Below are 19217 nucleotides of genomic sequence, written 5' to 3'. Positions count from 1 at the left end.
CATGAAGCATGAACCATGAAACATGAACCGTCTTTTATTCCACTTGTTTGACGAGTCTTTCGGGCAAGCGGTCTTGCCTTAGTAAGTCTTGGTAAGTTTCACGCTGTATGATAACGTTTGCTTCCCCATCTCTGACTAAAACGGCTGTTGGTCGAGACAACCGATTGTAGTTAGAGGCCATGCTGTAATTGTAAGCACCTGTCGCCATAACTACCAGGACATCTCCCGGTTTTGATTTTGGCAACTGAGCATTTTTAATCACGATATCGCCTGATTCGCAGTGTTTGCCAGCAATTGTCACTGTCTCTGTTAAAGGAGCGGACATTTGGTTGGCTGCGACTACTCGATATACTGATTGGTAGGTAATCGGACGCGGATTGTCTGACATCCCGCCATCTACAGCTAGATAAGTCCGCATTCCGGGAATGACTTTTTTGGAACCAACTGTGTAAGCGGTGACGCAAGCTGAGCCAATTAGCGATCGCCCTGGTTCGCAAAGCAATTTCGGTAAAGGTATTTCCAGCTTTTGGCAAGCTGCTGCTACCGATTCGCCAATTACTTTTACCCAAGCTTCGATCGTGGGAGGATCGTCCGCTTCAGTATAGCTGATGCCTAAGCCACCGCCAACGTTGATTTCCCCCACAGGTAGACCGTAGTGACTTGCTTTGACGAATGCTTCGGCGATAACTCCTGCTAAATCTGCGTGGGGTTGCAGTTCAAAAATCTGCGATCCGATGTGAGCGTGTAAGCCAATGCAGGATAATGAGGGTTGTTTGCTTAGAAAGGCAAAGACTCGATCGAGATCGTTGGGATCGAACCCAAATTTACTATCAAGGTGGCCTGTCCGAATGTACTCGTGTGTGTGACACTCAATCCCTGGAGTAAATCGCAACATCACCCGCACTGGTTGGGTTGCTCTATTTTCCAGAATGTCAACCAAAGTTGATAATTCTAGCCAGTTGTCGGCAACAATTGTACAGCCGCTTTCGATCGCTAGTTCTAGTTCGGTTCGAGATTTGTTGTTACCGTGAAAGTAGAGTTTGTTAGGACTAACGCCAGCTTGGAGAGCAGTATAGATTTCGCCCCCAGATACCACGTCGATGCCTAAACCTTCGGAAGATGCGATCGCACAAACTGCCATACAACTCCACGCTTTTGAAGCGTAGAGAACTTGAGACTCCCCTGGATAGTAGCGTTTTAAGGCTTCCCGATACTGGCGACAAGCCGTTCGCAATGTCACCTCGTCTAAAATATAGATCGGCGAACCAAATTGCTCAACCAGGTCAACTACATCGCAACCCCCAATTTCCAAGCGATCTTGACTGTTAACCCTAGCTGTGAGCGGTAAAAGTTCCTGGTTCGGCGATCGCGTCTGCGGGGTATTTTTAGAGTCAGATAGATACTGAAGTCCAGAATTTTGAACTTCAACAGATTGAATTGATACCATCGTGATAATTAAGTGTTTTTGGTTATTAGTCGTTAGTCGTTAGTCATTAGTCATTAATCATCTAGACTAGGAAGGATTTGTTACTTAAGATGGTCAATCCCTAGTTTATTTTCTAGTGTACAATTGACGGCTGTGCCTTTGATAGAAATTAAACATCTTGCACTGGAACACCTACCAGCAGTCGTCGAACTCGACCAGCTTTGTTTTGGTGGAATTTGGACTTTGGAAGGCTATAGCCGAGAGCTAGACAGTTCTAGCAGCGATTTATTGGGTCTGTGGGAGAGGGGGAGCGGGGGAGCGGGGGAGCAGGCGAGCAGGGGAGCAGGGGAGCAGGGGAGAGGGGGAGCGGGGGAGATTAAGGAAGATTTAACTTCGGTATCTTCCCCATCTCTAATCGGAATCGGCTGTCTCTGGTCAATTTTAGAGGAGGCTCATATTACGATTTTGGCTATTCATCCTGACTATCAAGGTCAGGGTTTTGGGCAAGCTCTGCTTTATGCTTTGCTAAAGTCAGCCGATCGGCGAAAACTGGAGTGGGCTACTTTAGAAGTGCGATCGTCTAATTTGGCCGCAATATCTCTCTATCAAAAGTTCGGTTTTCAGGAGGCTGGACGTAGACGCGGCTATTATCAAGATAGTGGGGAAGATGCTTTAATCCTATGGCGAGGTGGTCTTCAAAAGCCAGAATTTGAGCAGGATTTAGCTAAGTGGGAGGGGGAAATTCGCGATCGCCTACTTTCGGCAAACTGCGAATGGATTTAAAAAATATTTAATTTTTAATTCCTCTAACGATCCCCTGTTTGGCCACAAGCAGATGACAGCGGGTAAGGTTGTGCTACAATCCATCAATACGTAGTAGTAGGCTGGGCACAGGTCGAGAAGATAAATCTTCTTGCAGTCTAGGGGAGGTTGTAGGTCAGCCACCATCTGGGCCTTCCCAGTTGAAAGCCACCCTGTAACGGTAGCCTAGAAGCTCAACCGTAGCCTCAACGGCAGAGCGGTTGAAAGTGTCACGCCCCATAACTCAGCGTCGAGTTCACTCTCGAATGTGCGTTTTATCGCGCAGGCTGGCGTGACCTCAAAATGGGCATATAGCAGGTGATGGGAGATAGCAATGTTTGAACGCTTCACAGAAAAAGCCATAAAAGTGATCATGCTCGCCCAGGAGGAAGCTCGCCGCCTGGGGCATAATTTTGTGGGTACTGAACAGATTCTCTTGGGCCTAATTGGCGAAGGCACAGGGGTTGCGGCGAAGGTGCTCAAATCGATGGGTGTCAACCTCAAAGACGCTCGGATCGAAGTTGAAAAGATTATTGGTCGGGGTTCTGGCTTCGTAGCGGTGGAAATTCCTTTCACCCCTCGTGCGAAGCGGGTTCTAGAATTATCTCTAGAAGAAGCTCGCCAACTCGGACACAACTATATCGGCACCGAACACCTGCTTTTAGGTCTAATCCGGGAAGGCGAGGGAGTAGCTGCGAGAGTGCTGGAAAATCTGGGGGTAGACCTCTCGAAAGTCCGCACCCAAGTGATCCGAATGCTGGGTGAAACCGCTGAGGTGACAGCCGGTAGTTCAACGGGTCGCACCAAGACACCCACCTTGGACGAATTTGGAGCCAACCTTACCCAAATGGCCGTTGATGGCAAACTCGACCCAGTGGTGGGAAGACAGAAAGAAATCGAACGGGTAATCCAAATTTTAGGACGGCGGACTAAAAATAACCCCGTGCTGATTGGGGAACCGGGGGTAGGTAAAACTGCGATCGCAGAAGGTTTAGCCCAACGCATCGCCAATAATGATATCCCAGATATCCTCGAAGACAAGCGCGTAGTCACTCTGGACATTGGCTTGCTGGTAGCGGGTACTAAGTACCGAGGCGAATTTGAAGAACGCCTCAAAAAAATCATGGACGAAATTCGCTCAGCGGGTAACGTCATCTTAGTCATAGACGAAGTACACACCCTGATTGGTGCTGGTGCTGCCGAAGGTGCGATCGATGCTGCTAATATTCTTAAACCAGCTTTAGCTAGAGGAGAATTGCAGTGCATCGGAGCTACAACCCTCGATGAATACCGCAAACATATCGAGCGCGATGCTGCCTTAGAGCGACGTTTTCAGCCAGTAATGGTAGGGGAACCGACAGTTGAAGAAACAATCGAAATATTGTTCGGGTTGCGGGAACGTTACGAACAGCACCACAAACTCAAAATCTTGGATTCTGCCTTAGAAGCAGCAGCCAAACTTTCAGATCGATATATTAGCGATCGCTACTTACCTGACAAAGCCATCGATCTAGTAGACGAAGCAGGTTCCCGCGTCCGTTTGCTCAGCTCTCAACTGCCCCCCGCCGCCAAAGAACTAGACAAAGAATTGCGTCAAGTTCTTAAGGAAAAAGACGAAGCAGTACGCTCTCAAGATTTTGACAAAGCTGGGGAACTGCGCGATCGCGAAATGGAAATCAAAGCCGAAATTCGCGCCATCTCCCAGACCAAAAAAACCGAAGGCAAGAGCGACACTGACGTTTCTCCTAACGTCACCGAAGAAGACATTGCCCAAATCGTGGCAAGTTGGACAGGCGTACCCGTCAATAAACTCACCGAATCCGAATCCGAGAAACTGCTGCACATGGAAGACACCCTCCATCAGCGGCTCATCGGTCAAGAAGAAGCAGTCAAAGCCGTCTCTCGCGCCATTCGTAGGGCACGGGTAGGCTTGAAAAACCCCAACCGCCCGATCGCCAGCTTCATCTTCTCCGGCCCCACCGGCGTTGGTAAAACCGAACTTACCAAAGCTCTCGCCTCCTACTTCTTCGGTTCCGAAGAAGCCATGATTCGACTCGATATGTCAGAATACATGGAACGTCATACTGTTTCTAAATTAATCGGTTCGCCTCCCGGATACGTCGGCTACAACGAAGGCGGTCAATTAACAGAAGCAGTCCGCCGTCGCCCCTACACAGTGGTACTCTTCGATGAAATCGAAAAAGCCCACCCCGATGTCTTCAATATGCTCCTGCAAATATTAGAAGACGGGCGCTTAACAGATGCCAAAGGTCGCACCGTAGACTTCAAGAATACGCTGCTGATTATGACCTCAAACATCGGTTCGACGGTAATTGAGAAAGGCGGTACAGGCATTGGTTTCGAGTTTGCAGATAACCAAGCAGATGCCCAGTACAACCGCATTCGCTCCTTAGTGAACGAAGAACTCAAGCGCTATTTCCGCCCAGAATTCCTCAATCGTCTCGATGAGATTATCGTCTTCCGTCAATTGATCATGGACGAAATCAAAGAAATCGCGGTGATTATGCTCAACGAGGTATTTGGTCGCTTGACAGAAAAGGGTATTACCCTCGATGTTACTGAGGCTTTTAAAGAGCGCCTTGTCAAAGAAGGTTATAACCAAAGTTACGGTGCAAGACCTTTACGCCGCGCAATTATGCGCTTGTTAGAGGATGTACTAGCTGAGGAAATCCTTTCTGGCCGGATTAAAGATGGTGATAGCGCCGTTGTTGATGTTGACGATGATGGTCAGGTGAAAGTCATCCAAGGTAAAAAACGGGAACTTTTACCTCAAGTTGCTGAATAGTAAATCTGCTGTTTTTTCCTGCTTGAAATTGCGGGAAGAAATCAGAGAATAAAAACGGTAGAGAATGGTAATTCTCTACCGTTTTTTTTGTTACAGCGGTTCCCGCTGTATTGTGCTAAAATAATAAATATAGCAACCGCTTTCGTCATGTATAGCAACCGCCAAGGCGATTAAGACTGATTGCATAACGCCGCCCTCTGGGCGGTTAGAGCACCGCCTAGAAGGCGGCGTTACGTAAGTTCTCAAACAAATAAAGTTGTCCTAACCGTCTTGGCGGTTGCTATATAAACGCGATCGCACTAACTCCTTTTGACAGGAATTTCCACCACAAACTCCGTCCCTTCACCCCGCACAGAATGACACCGCAAACTCCCCAAATGTTTCTCCACCACAATTTGATAACTAATAGCTAATCCCAATCCCGTCCCTTTCCCCACAGGCTTAGTTGTAAAAAATGGATCGAAAATTCGAGCTCGCACCGACTCCAGTATTCCCGGCCCATTATCAGTAATAAATACCCCAATCCGCTGAGAATCAACAACATAACTCCCAATTTTAATTATACTAGGATTAGCCTTAACTTCCTCAGCGCATCGCCTCCGATCGCGCTCCTCCAAAGCATCGATCGCATTACTCAGTAAATTCATAAACACCTGATTTAACTGACCAGCATAACACTCCACCAACGGCAACTTTCCATACTCTTTAACCACCACAATCTCTGGATGATCCGGTTGAGCCTTCAGCCGATTTTGCAACAATCTCAGCGTGCTATCAATCCCCTCATGGATATTCACATCTTTAATTTGAGCTTCATCCATCCGCGAGAAATTGCGAAGGGAAAGCACAATTTCTCCAATTCGCTCAGCTCCCACCTTCATCGATTCTAAAAGTTTTGGCAAGTCTTCTACCATAAACTCCAAATCCATAGCTTCCATCTCCGAAACTATAGTCTTCGTCGGTTCTGGATATTCCAATTGATAAAGATCCAATAAACCCAGCAAATCAGAAATATACTCCCTAGCAGGGTCAATATTCCCGTAAATAAAACTCACAGGATTATTAATTTCGTGAGCAATACCCGCTACTAATTGACCCAGAGAAGACATTTTTTCTGACTGAATTAGCTGAGTTTGAGTGCGCTGGAGTTGCTGTAAAGCTTCCTCCAATTGTAGCGCCCTTTCTTGGGCAATCTGAGCAGAAATCTGACTTTGCTTATAAAGTTCTGCTTGAGAAATTGCGATCGCCAAATTATCTGCCACTCCTTTCACCAATTCTACTTCACTCTCGCTCCAAGGCCGCGCATCGCTAAACTGATTACAGGTTAATGCCCCAATTTCACCTCCCGGAGTCCGAATTGGCACAGATAAAAACGAATAAAAACCTAGCGATAATAACGCTTCTCGCATCTCTATATCGCTATGATTGACGGCATCATCCACACAAATTATTTCGAGGTTTAACAGTTTTTCTGACAGGGGTAAAATAGTAGAAGCTGGGTAAATACCCATCATACTGAGGTCGCTAAACTTGTTAGCTTCCTTCACCGCTTCCCAGACAGGTTCCTCAAAGTCTGTCTTGTACCAAAAAAAGCTGCAAATATCAACATCTAAGAGATCGCGAATACTCACCGCAACGGTTTCTAAAATAGTATCTATCTCCAAAGAAGCACGAACCTGACTGGCAATTCTGTTCAGAAGTTCGAGGCGATTGGCAAATTCTTGTAAAGACTCTTCTACTTTAATGCGATCGCTAATATCCGTAATCGTCCCCACATACCCTTTCACCTCCCCCGTTTCTTCAATTTCCGGGGATGATTGACCCAAAACCCACATCACTGTCCCGTCAGGACGCACAAATCGATACTCAGAGCGAAACGCTACGCCTTGTATTGTAGACTGATGCCATTCGCTGAGAATACGATCGCGGTCATCAGGATGTAATACACTCGACCAACCGATTTCTAGCACTTCCACTTCAGCTAGCCCGATGATCTCGCAAGCTCGATCGTTAACATACCAAAACTGCCCATTAACGTCGGTTCTGAATATGCCCACAGGCGATAATCTTGCTAAAGTCTGATATCTTTTCTCACTCTCCTGCAAAGCAGCTTCCGCCCGTTTCCGCTCAGTAATATCTTCAGCAATAGCTAACAAATAAGCTGGGGAACCATTAGCATCTAAAATCGCAGTTTTTTTCGTGTGTACTATCCTTTGTTCGCCTTGCTTATTCTGAATCAATTCTTCGGGAATATCTACAACTTGACCGCTAGTTAATACTTCCCGATCTTTGAGCGTAGAAAAGTCAGCTTGCTCTTTAGGTAAAAAGTCATAGTCGTTTTTACCAATGACTTCTTCTTGCCCAAATCCGAGCAAACTTTTAGACGCTGGATTCCACAATACAAACCGCAAATCTGAAGATTCTTTAACGACAACAGAAACAGGCAAATTATTTAGCACTGATTCTAAAAATTTTTGAGTTTGTTGTAGTTCTGCCTCTGCCTGTCTGCGCTCAGTAATATCACGAATTGAACCAATAAATCGTAGAACTCGACCTTGGGAGTCCCACTGAGACTGCCCTCTAGCACTAACCCAACGATAAAATCCGCTCTTAGTTAAAATTCGGTATTCGATATCTTGGTAGGGAAGTCCACTGCTCATATGAGCATTAAGAGCATTACCAACGCGATCGCGGTCTTCAGGATGAATACGGGAAGTATAACTCTCCGATCTGTTGTATAAATCCTGCTCTTTTAAGCCAATTAACTCCCTTAATCGCGGCGAAAAATAAACTTCTTCGCGCGAATTCCCGCTCTCATCCCAAACAAATCGCCCATCCCAAATTCCATCAAAAGAAACTTGGCTGACTAATTCAAACCGCTCTAAGCTTTCCTGTAACGCTTTCTCTGCCAATTGGCGCGAGGCAATTTCATTTTGCAACTGCGCGTTAGCCAAACTCAAGGAAGTTATTGTTTTGCTTAATTCGACAGTCCGCTGTGCAACTCTGTTTTCTAGTTCCTCATTTGCTTGTTGCAGTGCAATTTCTGCTAGCTTCCGAGCGGTAATATCCATAACAGTGCCGAATAATCGCACCACTTTTCCGTTGACAATCTCTGGCTGTCCGCGATCTGAAATATAGTGAACTTCACCTCCTGGTGGAACGATCCGAAAGTCGATCTCATAAGCTTCGCCCCGACTGATTGCAGCATTGATGTGGGTTTTCCAGTATTCTAAATCATCGGGATGGATAGAAAGGCAGTCTTCTAAAGCATTAGGGAGCGGTTGATCTGGATCTCGTCCAAAAATGCGAAAAAGTTCATCTGACCAAGTAAAATAACCTGTGGCAATATCGAATTCCCAATTACCAACGTGAGCTAATTTTTCGGCAGCTTTTAGTTTGGCTTCGCTTTTGTGTAAAGAATCGATTAATTCTTCCTGTACAGCCTGAGCAAGTTTTTGAGCAGTTGTTTCTACTACGATTGTACCGATACCGACGCTGATGCCTAAGTTGTCGGAAAGCGGAAAAAAAGAGGCTGTCCAATGCCTTTGTACCCCTGGCTGAGCCGGAGTTTCTCCCTTGAGTTCGTAATTGAGGACAGGAATACCAGTATCGATCACTTGCTGGTTGATTGGCTCTAAAATTGTTGCAAGACCTGGCACAATTTCACTTAGAGTCTTGCCAATGTGATCGGCGACTGACAGTCCATCTATTTGAGCAAGGGTTTCATTAATATCTACAAATCGCAGTTGTTCGTCAAAAATGCACATTCCCACTGCGGCGGAGCTGAAAAAGGCATCTAATAGAGTAAGTCTCTTGGTTAATTCTGTTTCTAAGGGATGGTTAGCCATTGCCAAAAACCTCTTTGAGGGATTGTGTTGGAACTGCCGAGCCAATTTTTGTTAGGATAATTATTACAGTTAACTGTGGTCTTCCATCCTGTCACGTTCGGTTTTCGCTTCTGTTTCATAAAATTGAACTTCTCCTTTGATTAATTGCTGCTAAAAACTCAATTAAGCAACTCTCTATCAAGAATTAAAAGGAACTTCTGTGCTATGACTAAGTTTAGTATATTTTTTTAAATTTGTGTATCAACAGCTTCAGAATTTTATGCAAGCCAAATTTATACAATAACTCTGTTAATTAAATCATAGAAATTCCTCTTTTTTTAATAATAAGGCAAGACTAAAAATATAAGTTTATCGTTAATCAAGTAAACCAGGTGGAGGCGTAATTTCAATCCGGCGCTGCTCTATTTCAACAATGGGGACGATTTCTGTAACGAAGGGAATTAAAACAGTTTTTGATTTTGGCTTGAGAGGGCGTTGCTTTTGTTTTTTACTGCGGCGTTGACTGGGGTGCGTCGCTACTTCCCCGACAGCAGACTCTTCCTCTACAATGCTTCTTGGTTCAGGTTTCTGCTGCAATTCTACTTCTAAAATGTCATTACCCGCTGGAATTATATCAACCACAGTACCTAACAGTGCACCAGTCTGTTGGTAAAATACTTCCAAGCCGATTAAATCTCGGACATAAAATTCACCTTCCTCTAAATGAGGGCGATCGCTTGCAGAAACGAAAAGTTGGCAACCCCGCAGCGCTTCTGCCTCGTCTATGTTCTCCACTCCTGCTAACTGCACCGCATAAATTCCTTTTCCAGGAATGTAACGCCCTCCCAAAAACTCTATTGGTTCGGGCTCTGTTTTGCCGGGGCGCTGCATCCAACGCTGTCCCGGTTCTAAAAAACGTTCTGGGAAGTCGGAGTTGGGATAGACCCGCACTTCGCCATCTAAACCTTGAGGCGCGACAATTGTACCGATTGCTATCCAGTCAGACATATCAGTTTATACGTAATTCTAGTAGTTTCAGCCTACAGTATAAGCTTTTCTAGTACAATTCCGGTAAACCGTTAGGGGCGCTTAGGCTACGATGCTCAAGAAAGAAGGGGAAGAAGGGAACAGAGTTAATGGTTTGGGCCATGAGCGAGTGTCCTAACTGACGAAAGCGGTTGCTATACTTTATATTTTAAATTATTCTTTGGGAATTTTAATCCGCGATCGCACAGCTCACAAACACGAAAATACTCAGCGGTTAACCCTATCCGCTGATTCAATGTTATTTCTTGTAATTATTATAAGTGAGGTTTTGCAGTCTTAGTCGATAATCCTCACCCATCCACGCCGCACATTGTATAGCAATCTATTGATAATCGCGTGTTCGTCTTCGTTAAGTCCACCACCTAAAAGTGCCGATCTGATTTGCTGGCGGTCATTGCGAGTAACGACGCTGGAAAACATGACCTGACCAAATAGTTCTTCTAATGTAAGTTGCGAGATAGACATGACATTTGGATTCCTTTTCGTAAAATGGGTAGTTCTTAAATAAGGAATGCTAGTAAATATACTGTGCCTTTTTTTTAAATCAAGTCTTGTGATTCAAAACATTGCTTAAATGTGATTATAGTCACAGTATTTTGTGATTAATACCTTACTCAAGTGCGATCCTAGTATTTTTTTTGTGTGACATTAATCACTTAAGCAGCAAATTCACATGAGGGATCAAGGGTTTGACAGAGATAATTACTTGAAATTGAATCACATCAGGCACTTGTACGTGGATACACGAATAATTGCCGAAAATCTAAGTAGAGTTAAAATTTGTACGTAGATATACGGATAATCTCTTAAAATTTTAACTTTTGAGTAGGATGGGGCAGTGAGTAATTAGCAATTACCAATTACCCATTACCCATTACCAATTACCCATTACCAGTTAACATTTTTTGTAGAAACTCAGTTGCCGCCACACTGTCGAGAGGTCTCGATAACAAATATCCCTGAGCGTGTTCGCATTCAAGTTGCTGAAGTTCCGCCAACTGCTCTTTTGTTTCCACACCTTCTGCAATCACATCGAGCCCCAAATTGTGAGCCAGAGTCACGATCGCGCGTACAATTTGTAGAGGGCGACCGCTAGCTGCACCACCTCCACCCAAGCGACTGACAAAAGAACGGTCAATTTTCAGAGTATCAAGCGGGAAGCGGTGCAGATAACTCAAAGAGGAATAACCCGTACCAAAATCATCAATAGAAAGCCGAATATTTCTCGCTTTCAATTGTCCGAGCATAGTGCTAGCTTTAGCCACATTTTCCACAATTACGCTTTCGGTAATTTCCAACTTTAAACTGCTTGGATCGCAGTTAGTTTCTTGCAGAATCTCATCAATCTCCTCAAACAAATTTATTTGTCCCAACTGTTTACCCGAAAGATTGACACTCATAGTCAGTGGGTAATTGGTAATTGGTAATTGGTAATTGGTAATTGGTAATTGGTAATTAGATAAATTTGGAACATCGCATCTTCCTTCTTCCTTCTTCCTTCTTCCTTCTTCCTTCACCAATAGTTCTTGCCAAATACGCAACTGGTGGCAAGCTTCCCTCAAAACCCAAGCGCCCAAAGGAATAATCAAACCAGTTTCTTCTGCTACCGGAATGAACTCAGCAGGCGAAACTAAACCTCTTGTTGGGTGTTGCCAGCGTACAAGCGCCTCAAAACCGCTAATTCTGCCAGTAGAAAGTGAAATAATCGGCTGATAATGCAGCAATAATTTAGTATTGGCAGAATTGCCATTGCTAAGAGTTTTCGACCCATTTCGTGAGGGTTGATTGTACAGCAAAAGGGGTTTAGAATCGAGAATTGCCGAATTCCCCTTTAAGTGTTGATTATGTTCCGATAACTGAGAACTTTCTAAAGCCAGATTTTGCATCAAACTTGCCTGCTTTGGCGAAAAATCGGCCCTCCCAAAGGCCGCTGAAATGTGACAACTTTCCTGAATTGCTCGCCGCAAATCAATTTCCAATTGCAACAGGGAAATAGTTTGGTCGTGCATGGCCAAGTTAAACACCTCATGGCGGGCTTTACCAAGAGCCTTAGCGCGATACATGGCAATATCAGCGTCCCGCAGCAAGTCTTCAGGATGGTTGTACATAGGGCAGTGTTGGTACTTCCAATCTTCCTCACTTGTTGCAGTCACTTCACTTTGACTGAAAACAATGCCGATGCTAACGGTGGTAAATACCTCGTGTCCTTGGAGGTTGAAGGGGTGAGCAAACTCTTGGTTGATATTGTTGGCAATGATAGTAGCATCACCCAGACTCTGAATGCCTTCTAGTAGGACTGTAAACTCGTCTCCCCCTAGTCTGGCGGCGGTATCAGAAGGGTGGAGACAGGAGGTAAGGCGGTGTGCGATCGCAATTAACAGTTGATCTCCCACAGTATGCCCCAGACTGTCATTAACAACCTTAAAACGATCTAAATCTAAGAATAGGACAGCAAATTTATAATCTGGCTGTTGTTTGGAACGACGGATAGCTTGACCAACGCGCTCAATAAATAGGGCACGGTTTGGCAGTTGAGTGAGAACATCGTGAAAGGCATCATGGAGGAGTTGCTGTTGGGCGCGTTTGCGTTCCGTTATATCTCTGATGATAATCTGAGTTGCTACTTTACCTTGATAGGTAGCGGGGATACCTGCTATTTCCACATCAATTACTTTTCCATCTAGCCGAATCATCTTTTGTTCAATCAGATTCGTTTTTTTGTTTTCTTCTTCTACTTGCTGAATGCGGACTCTGACTACCTCCATATAGTCGCGGTGGACGAGGTTAAATATCGGAAATCCGATCAGTTCTTGGGCAGATTTAGCACCGACAAGTCTAGCTCCAGCAGCATTGATATAGACTATTTTCTCTTCGCTATGGACGGCGATCGCTTCGGGAGAAAGTTCTACTAAACGGCGATAGCGTTCTTCGCTTTCTTGCAGAGATGCGATTAGTTCTATCCGTTCTTTTTCTGCTTGCTGGCGTTCTATTTCTGTGTCATGGGCGGCGAGAAACCTACCGATGCTTTGCGCCATCAGCTCGATGATTTCTGTTTCGCGGGCTTCAAAATTTTTGCTTCTTATTTGTGTTGAAGAGAAACTTAACACACCGTAAATACTTCCACTCACAAATATAGGCGTGCCTATATAAGATTCCAGCTTAAATTTTTGATAAGCAGGGTGCGTTTGCATTTCCACTATTTTACCTACATGGGCATAGGTAACGGTTTTCTTGAGTTTGATCGGTACCGAACAATAAGTATTTTTTAATTCTGATTCGACTCCGGGTAGCAAACATTCAATGTCTGATTTAACAGAACGGATAATGCAGTATTCACCTTCAACTTGATTGATAATACCTGTAGACAGACCAAAGATTTCGCATCCGGCTAGCAGGTAATCGGTAAATAGTTCTTCAAAGTTTTGATAGTTGTAAGTTGTAATCCGGTGGAGCTGCTTGAGATTGGCGCTGAAAGTTGCTAAAGTTTGGGACTTTAAAAACAATTCTTCTTCTGAGCGTTTGCGTTCGGTGATGTCGGTTTGAATGCCGACAAAATGGGTGAGATGTCGCCGCGTGTTGTACACGGGTGAAATGGAAAGTTCGTTCCAGAAAGGAGTGCCATCTTTACGGTAGTTTTGTAAGACGACTTGGCATTCTTTGCCTTCGTTAAGGGCTGTTCGCACTTCCTTAAGAGCTGGTTGATTTCTATCAGCACGTTGTAAAATTCGGCAATTTTTACCGATAATTTCGTCCCGCTGATAGCCGGTCATCCGCTCGAAACTGGGGTTGACATAAATCGTCGGATTGTCTGACTGTGTAGCGTCGGTAATGATAATACCGTTGCTGCTGGAAGCGATCGCACGTTCCATCAGTTGCAGGCGTTCTTCCGATCGCGATCGCTCGATAGCGGCCGCTAGCACGTTCGCGATCGCTTCCAGGAAATGAACGTCATCTTGACTAAACTCCCTTCGCCCTTTGGTGTGAGCGCTCAGTACGCCCCAAGCGCGGGATGGGGAGAATGGGAGACTCGGAGACTGCGATACCGGGAGACTGGGAGACTGGGTTCGATTTATCTCCCTGATTTCCCCCGCTCCCCCGCTCCCCTGCTCAAGAGATCCTCTGCTCCAATTACCGGGGATAATCACAGAAACACCGCTGACTACGCGGTGGTTGTGCAATAGGGGTGCACCGCTGAAGCGGGTTTCTAGGCGCACATCTTCGACTGTCACCGGCTCACCCACAAGCAAGGTATAGCCCGCTTGAGACTTAGTAGAGGCACTGACTGTAGCATTCCCCACCAGTCCTGTTTGCCATCCCACACCTGCTCGTAACAGAAAAGCGTGTCCGCCAGGGAGCAGTTCTAGAAGTTTGCAATATTCCACATTCAGGGTTTGAGCAACTAGAATTACAGCTTTGTCCATGAGTGCGGACAAATCGCTTTCCACAAGGGCCTGTTGTCCCAAGTAAGCTACGGCTGCTTGCTGGCGGGCTCGCGAGTGTATGGATGCGAGTAATTCTTGCTCTACTGTTTCCGAACGTTTGACTAGGGTAATGTCGCGGCTGATTGCCATTGCGCCCACCGCCTTGCCAAATTCATCGGCTACTATCACTACAGTGGTTTCGCATACGCCGTGACTGCCATCTTTGCGGGTGAAGTTAATTGTTCCCGACCAGCGATCTGAATTTCTTAGACCGTATAAGATATCATGGGTCAGCGCTGTCGCCTGTTCTGAGGAGGAGTGAAAAATCTCTGTACTTTTGCCGATTACTTCGGCTTTGGTATAGCCAAAAATGCTTTCGGCTGCGGGGTTCCAGTCGATAATTCGGCCAAGAGTGTCGGCGATCGCTACTGCATCGTAGATATTCTCGAAGGTGAGGGCTTGCCGCCGGAGTGCTTCTTGAGCTCGTTTGCGGTCGGTGATATCGGAGAATATAGATAAGATTGCGGCTTCTCCATGCAATGTCAGCGATCGCATTGATACGGATGCCCAAAATACCGTCCCATCATTCTTTTTAAGCCGCACTTCTGCCTCGCGGACATAGCCTTGGCTTTCGAGCAGTGCCAGTAAGGGTTGCCGATCGGCTGGATCGCAGTAAAATTCAGGTAATTTGCGACCGATTAGCTCTGGGGATAGTTCTCCGAAGGTGAGGGCGAATAAGTCGTTGCAGTATAGAATAGCTGCATCACTAGCGCGACTAACTGCCAAGGGCAATGGAGCAGTTGGGGCGATCGCTCCCAACATTTCTTTGCTTTCTTGCAACGCCATTTCTACTTCCTGCCTTAAAGCACAACCAAAGCATTGTTCCATATTGGAGTGATTTGGTTTTTGATTGAGAAATTCTACTTTTCTGTTGTACACATTTGGGCTCCTGCACCCTTTTCCAAATTATTTTAGGTCTAACAATTCAACGATCCCTGATGCTGACGAGGTGAAATTGTTTGATCCCTGTATTTTATATTACATTTTTTGGCTTGAGTAATAAAGATTTTGTTACTAAAATTTAAGGGAGGATATTATTCCGTGAGGTTGGCAGGGCTAAACTCAGGCTCCTCTTAGCCTATTCCCAGACTACATAAAGGTAGGAGAGTTAGCATTTTCTGTTTGCCAGCTTTGATTCACCGATCGCCTATGGCCCTCTTTCCCCCATCTTGGTAGTTTGGGGCAAATTCCACATCAGTATTGAAATCCACAGTTTGTTTAGTTGCGTTAAGTTTTTATAAGGGTGAGGCTTTTTTCTAAGTTGGGAAGGTAAGCTCCCGATCTACAAGGGAAAATCGCCCGTTTAAAGTCCAAAACTGCCATCTGAGGAGACAAAATCATGCTAGAATCTTACCGCAAACATACGGCTGAGCGGGCAGCAATGGGAATTCCACCGCTACCGCTGAATGCAGCACAAACTTCTGAACTTTGCGAACTTCTAAAAAATCCGCCGGCGGGGGAAGAAGAGGCGTTACTAGAGATGTTACGCGATCGCGTGCCGCCGGGGGTAGACGGGGCCGCTTATGTCAAAGCTGGCTTTTTAACTGCGATCGCGCAAGGCGAAATTCATAGCCCGTTAATTGCGCCGCAGTGGGCCGTTTACCTGCTAGGAACGATGCTAGGCGGCTATAACGTGCAATCTTTAATCAGCTTGCTATCCTCTAGTCAGCCACCGATGGCTGCGTCAGCAGCAGCCGCACTCAGCAAAACCCTGTTAGTCTTTGACGCATTCCACGATGTTCTTAACTTATCAGAAATCAATCCCTACGCCAAGCAGGTAATCGACTCTTGGGCAAATGCTGAGTGGTTTACCTCTAAGCCAATTTTGCCAGAAACCATTACTGTTAGTGTTTTCAAGGTTCCGGGAGAAACGAACACTGATGACCTTTCCCCTGCTACCCATGCTACCACGCGGCCGGATATTCCGTTACACGCTTTGGCAATGCTAGAAACACGGCTACCGGGATCTTTGAGTGCGATCGCAGAATTGAAGCAAAAAGGTCATCCCGTCGCCTATGTGGGCGATGTCGTGGGTACTGGTTCCTCCCGGAAATCTGCAATCAATTCAGTGCTTTGGCAGATTGGTAATGATATCCCTTTTGTGCCGAATAAACGGAATGGAGGATATATTCTAGGTACTGCGATCGCGCCGATTTTCTTCAATACCGCTGAAGATTCGGGCGCATTACCTATCGAATGCGATGTTAGTAAAATGGAAACAGGAATGGTAATCACCATTCATCCCTACAAAGGCGAAATTACTAACGAAAACGGCGAAGTTATCTCTACTTTTACCCTAAAACCTGACACAATTTTAGACGAAGTTCGCGCCGGCGGCCGCATTCCCTTATTAATTGGTCGCACTCTTACCGATAAAACCCGCGAAGCTTTAGGATTAGCACCAACCACAATCTTTACCCGTTCCCAGTCACCCACAGATACGGGCAAAGGTTACACCTTAGCGCAAAAAATGGTAGGAAAAGCCTGTGGTTTACCAGGTGTTCGTCCCGGTACTTCCTGCGAACCAATTATGACAACAGTTGGTTCCCAAGATACCACCGGGCCAATGACCAGAGACGAGTTAAAAGAACTCGCTTGTTTAGGATTTAGTGCCGATTTAGTGATGCAAAGTTTCTGTCACACAGCGGCCTATCCCAAGCCAGTAGATATCAAAACTCACCAAGAATTACCTGATTTCATGGCCCAACGCGGCGGAGTTTCTTTGCGGCCAGGAGATGGGATTATTCACTCCTGGTTAAACCGGATGTTATTACCAGATACAGTAGGAACTGGTGGTGATTCTCACACTCGTTTTCCCCTGGGAATTTCCTTTCCTGCCGGTTCCGGTTTAGTTGCCTTTGCTGCTGCTTTAGGCGCGATGCCTTTGGATATGCCGGAATCAGTTTTAGTCCGGTTTAAAGGTGAATTGCAACCTGGTGTTACCCTGCGAGATGTGGTAAATGCGATTCCCTATATTGCCATCCAAAAAGGTTTGCTAACAGTCGATAAACAGAACAAGAAAAATGTCTTTTCTGGGCGAATCATGGAAATTGAAGGTTTGCCAGACTTAAAAGTTGAGCAAGCTTTTGAATTAACAGACGCATCAGCAGAACGTTCCTGTGCTGGTTGCACAATTAAGTTAAGCGTCGAGACGGTTTCCGAGTATTTACGTTCTAATATTGCCCTGTTGAAAAACATGGTAGCGCGGGGCTATGTAGATGCCCGAACAATGATGCGGCGGGTGGCAAAAATGGAACAATGGTTAGCAAATCCGGTGTTAATGGAAGCTGATGCTGATGCCGAGTATGTAGAGATCGTTGACATTGATTTGAATGAGCTTAAAGAACCCATTGTCGCGGCTCCCAATGACCCGGATAACGTTAAGTTATTAAGTGAAGTAGTAGGCGACAAAGTTGATGAAGTATTTGTCGGTTCTTGCATGACAAATATCGGTCATTATCGGGCAACTGCGAAGGTGTTAGAAGGGGAAACCTCAGTGAAAACCCGGTTATGGATTTGTCCCCCAACTCGGATGGATGAATATCAGTTAAAACAGGAGGGAATTTACACAACTTTTGAAGCGGCTGGAGCACGCACAGAGATGCCGGGATGCAGTCTTTGTATGGGTAATCAGGCGCGGGTTGAAGATGGGGCAACAGTGTTTTCTACCTCAACTCGTAACTTTAATAACCGCATGGGTAAGGATGCGCGAGTTTATCTCGGTTCTGCGGAATTAGCTGCTGTTTGTGCCATGTTAGGGAGGATGCCAAGTGTGCAAGAATACATGGACATTGTGAGTAAGAAGATTGAACCTTTTGCTGATAATTTGTATCAGTATTTGAACTTCGATCGGATTGCTGGTTTTGAGGATGAAGGGCGGGTGATTGCTTTAGAAGATATGCCTCGGATTGAGGACCTTTTGGGTATGCCTGCGGCCGTGAAGTAATATTTATAGGTACGTAGTTGGGCTTTAGCCCTCTTACTCTTAATGCAGGTACGTAGTCGATAGCATACGAAAGAGCGCTGAAGCGCAACTACGTACCTTTTTTTAACGATACCTCGGATTGGTGCAGAATTTGTTGAGTTGTTGCAGGAGATTCAGGAGACTCCGAGAGAATATTGGCCGAATTTACTTTTGATGATAAGGTTGTTTAAAGAAACTGTATTTTAGATTCTGGCCCATTAACCAAAGTTATGATAGGACTTACGCTCATGGTTCCAGAAACCGGGTTTTTGAGAGAATCTGTGGGTAACAACGAAGTATTTTCGTCAAAAAACCCGGTTTCTTTGGTTTGCGTAAGTCCTGTCTGAGTGAAGGAAATTAGTTATGATTAGTCAATCTATCACAACACAAAGTAATCTTTACAAAGAAGACTTTTATCTGTGGATACAAGCTACTGCTCAACATTTAAAAGAAGGAAATTTTAATCAGATAGATATTCCGAATTTAGTTGAAGAAATCGAAAGTATGGGGAGAAGTGAAAAACGAGAAGTGAAAAGTCGTTTAATTGTGCTTTTAATGCACTTACTCAAATGGGAATATCAGCCAGATAAACGTAGTCAAAGTTGGCGTAGTACCATCACCGAGCAGCGAATTTGTATTGAAGGATTGCTAGAAGATAGTCCAAGCTTACAACCTTTGATTTTAGAAGTGTTTGATGATTGTTATGGAAAAGCTCGTCAGAAAGCTGCGGAGGAAACGGGGATTAAGTTAAACTTTTTGCCGAAGGAATCGCCTTTTACTCTGGAAGAAGTTTTGAAAGTAAGTTTGCTTGATGAATAAGTTAAAAGGGATAAGCGAAACGCACTTATCTAAAAGCACTTGATAA

The 19217-nt window shown here is 45.2% G+C and carries 9 protein-coding genes; 4 read left to right on the top strand and 5 right to left on the bottom strand.

The window, feature by feature from the left end; translation table 11 throughout:
- Nucleotides 1-34: 34 nt before the first annotated feature.
- Nucleotides 35-1447: a diaminopimelate decarboxylase gene (gene lysA / locus PY364_RS11745; RefSeq protein WP_275522708.1), complete on the bottom strand. Its 1413-nt coding sequence runs from the start codon at nucleotides 1445-1447 to the stop codon at nucleotides 35-37.
- Between the two features lie 132 nt (nucleotides 1448-1579).
- Here lysA and rimI point away from each other — a divergent pair, with 132 nt between their 5' ends.
- Both rimI and PY364_RS11735 read left to right on the top strand, forming a co-directional pair.
- Nucleotides 1580-2209 (top strand): ribosomal protein S18-alanine N-acetyltransferase, encoded by a 630-nt coding sequence (rimI, locus tag PY364_RS11740; protein ID WP_275522707.1) that lies wholly within the window; start codon nucleotides 1580-1582, stop codon nucleotides 2207-2209.
- 352 nt (nucleotides 2210-2561) lie between these two features.
- Complete coding sequence (locus PY364_RS11735) at nucleotides 2562-5033, top strand: ATP-dependent Clp protease ATP-binding subunit (RefSeq protein ID WP_275522706.1); 2472 nt, start codon at nucleotides 2562-2564, stop codon at nucleotides 5031-5033.
- A 299-nt stretch (nucleotides 5034-5332) separates the two neighbouring features.
- Here the strand turns inward: PY364_RS11735 and PY364_RS11730 are convergent, their stop codons facing one another.
- The 4 genes from PY364_RS11730 to PY364_RS11715 all read right to left on the bottom strand — a co-directional run bounded on the left by PY364_RS11730 (nucleotide 5333) and on the right by PY364_RS11715 (nucleotide 15267).
- Nucleotides 5333-8881, bottom strand: coding sequence for a PAS domain S-box protein (locus PY364_RS11730; RefSeq protein ID WP_275522705.1), 3549 nt, complete (start codon nucleotides 8879-8881; stop codon nucleotides 5333-5335).
- A gap of 354 nt (nucleotides 8882-9235) precedes the next feature.
- Nucleotides 9236-9868 (bottom strand): ribosome maturation factor RimM, encoded by a 633-nt coding sequence (rimM, locus tag PY364_RS11725; protein ID WP_275522704.1) that lies wholly within the window; start codon nucleotides 9866-9868, stop codon nucleotides 9236-9238.
- Nucleotides 9869-10183: 315 nt separating this feature from the next.
- Complete coding sequence (locus PY364_RS11720; protein WP_275522703.1) at nucleotides 10184-10372, bottom strand: hypothetical protein; 189 nt, start codon at nucleotides 10370-10372, stop codon at nucleotides 10184-10186.
- A 416-nt stretch (nucleotides 10373-10788) separates the two neighbouring features.
- Nucleotides 10789-15267 (bottom strand): PAS domain S-box protein, encoded by a 4479-nt coding sequence (locus tag PY364_RS11715; RefSeq protein WP_275522702.1) that lies wholly within the window; start codon nucleotides 15265-15267, stop codon nucleotides 10789-10791.
- Nucleotides 15268-15727: 460 nt separating this feature from the next.
- Between PY364_RS11715 and acnB the strand changes: the two genes are divergently transcribed.
- Both acnB and PY364_RS11705 read left to right on the top strand, forming a co-directional pair.
- Nucleotides 15728-18334, top strand: coding sequence for a bifunctional aconitate hydratase 2/2-methylisocitrate dehydratase (gene acnB / locus PY364_RS11710; RefSeq protein ID WP_275522701.1), 2607 nt, complete (start codon nucleotides 15728-15730; stop codon nucleotides 18332-18334).
- Nucleotides 18335-18715: 381 nt separating this feature from the next.
- Nucleotides 18716-19171 (top strand): DUF29 domain-containing protein, encoded by a 456-nt coding sequence (locus PY364_RS11705; protein WP_275522700.1) that lies wholly within the window; start codon nucleotides 18716-18718, stop codon nucleotides 19169-19171.
- Nucleotides 19172-19217: the final 46 nt, after the last annotated feature.

This window comes from Kamptonema sp. UHCC 0994, from assembly GCF_029167235.1.
Lineage (GTDB): Bacteria > Cyanobacteriota > Cyanobacteriia > Cyanobacteriales > Microcoleaceae > Kamptonema.
This window is presented reverse-complemented; position numbering and strand designations above follow the sequence as displayed.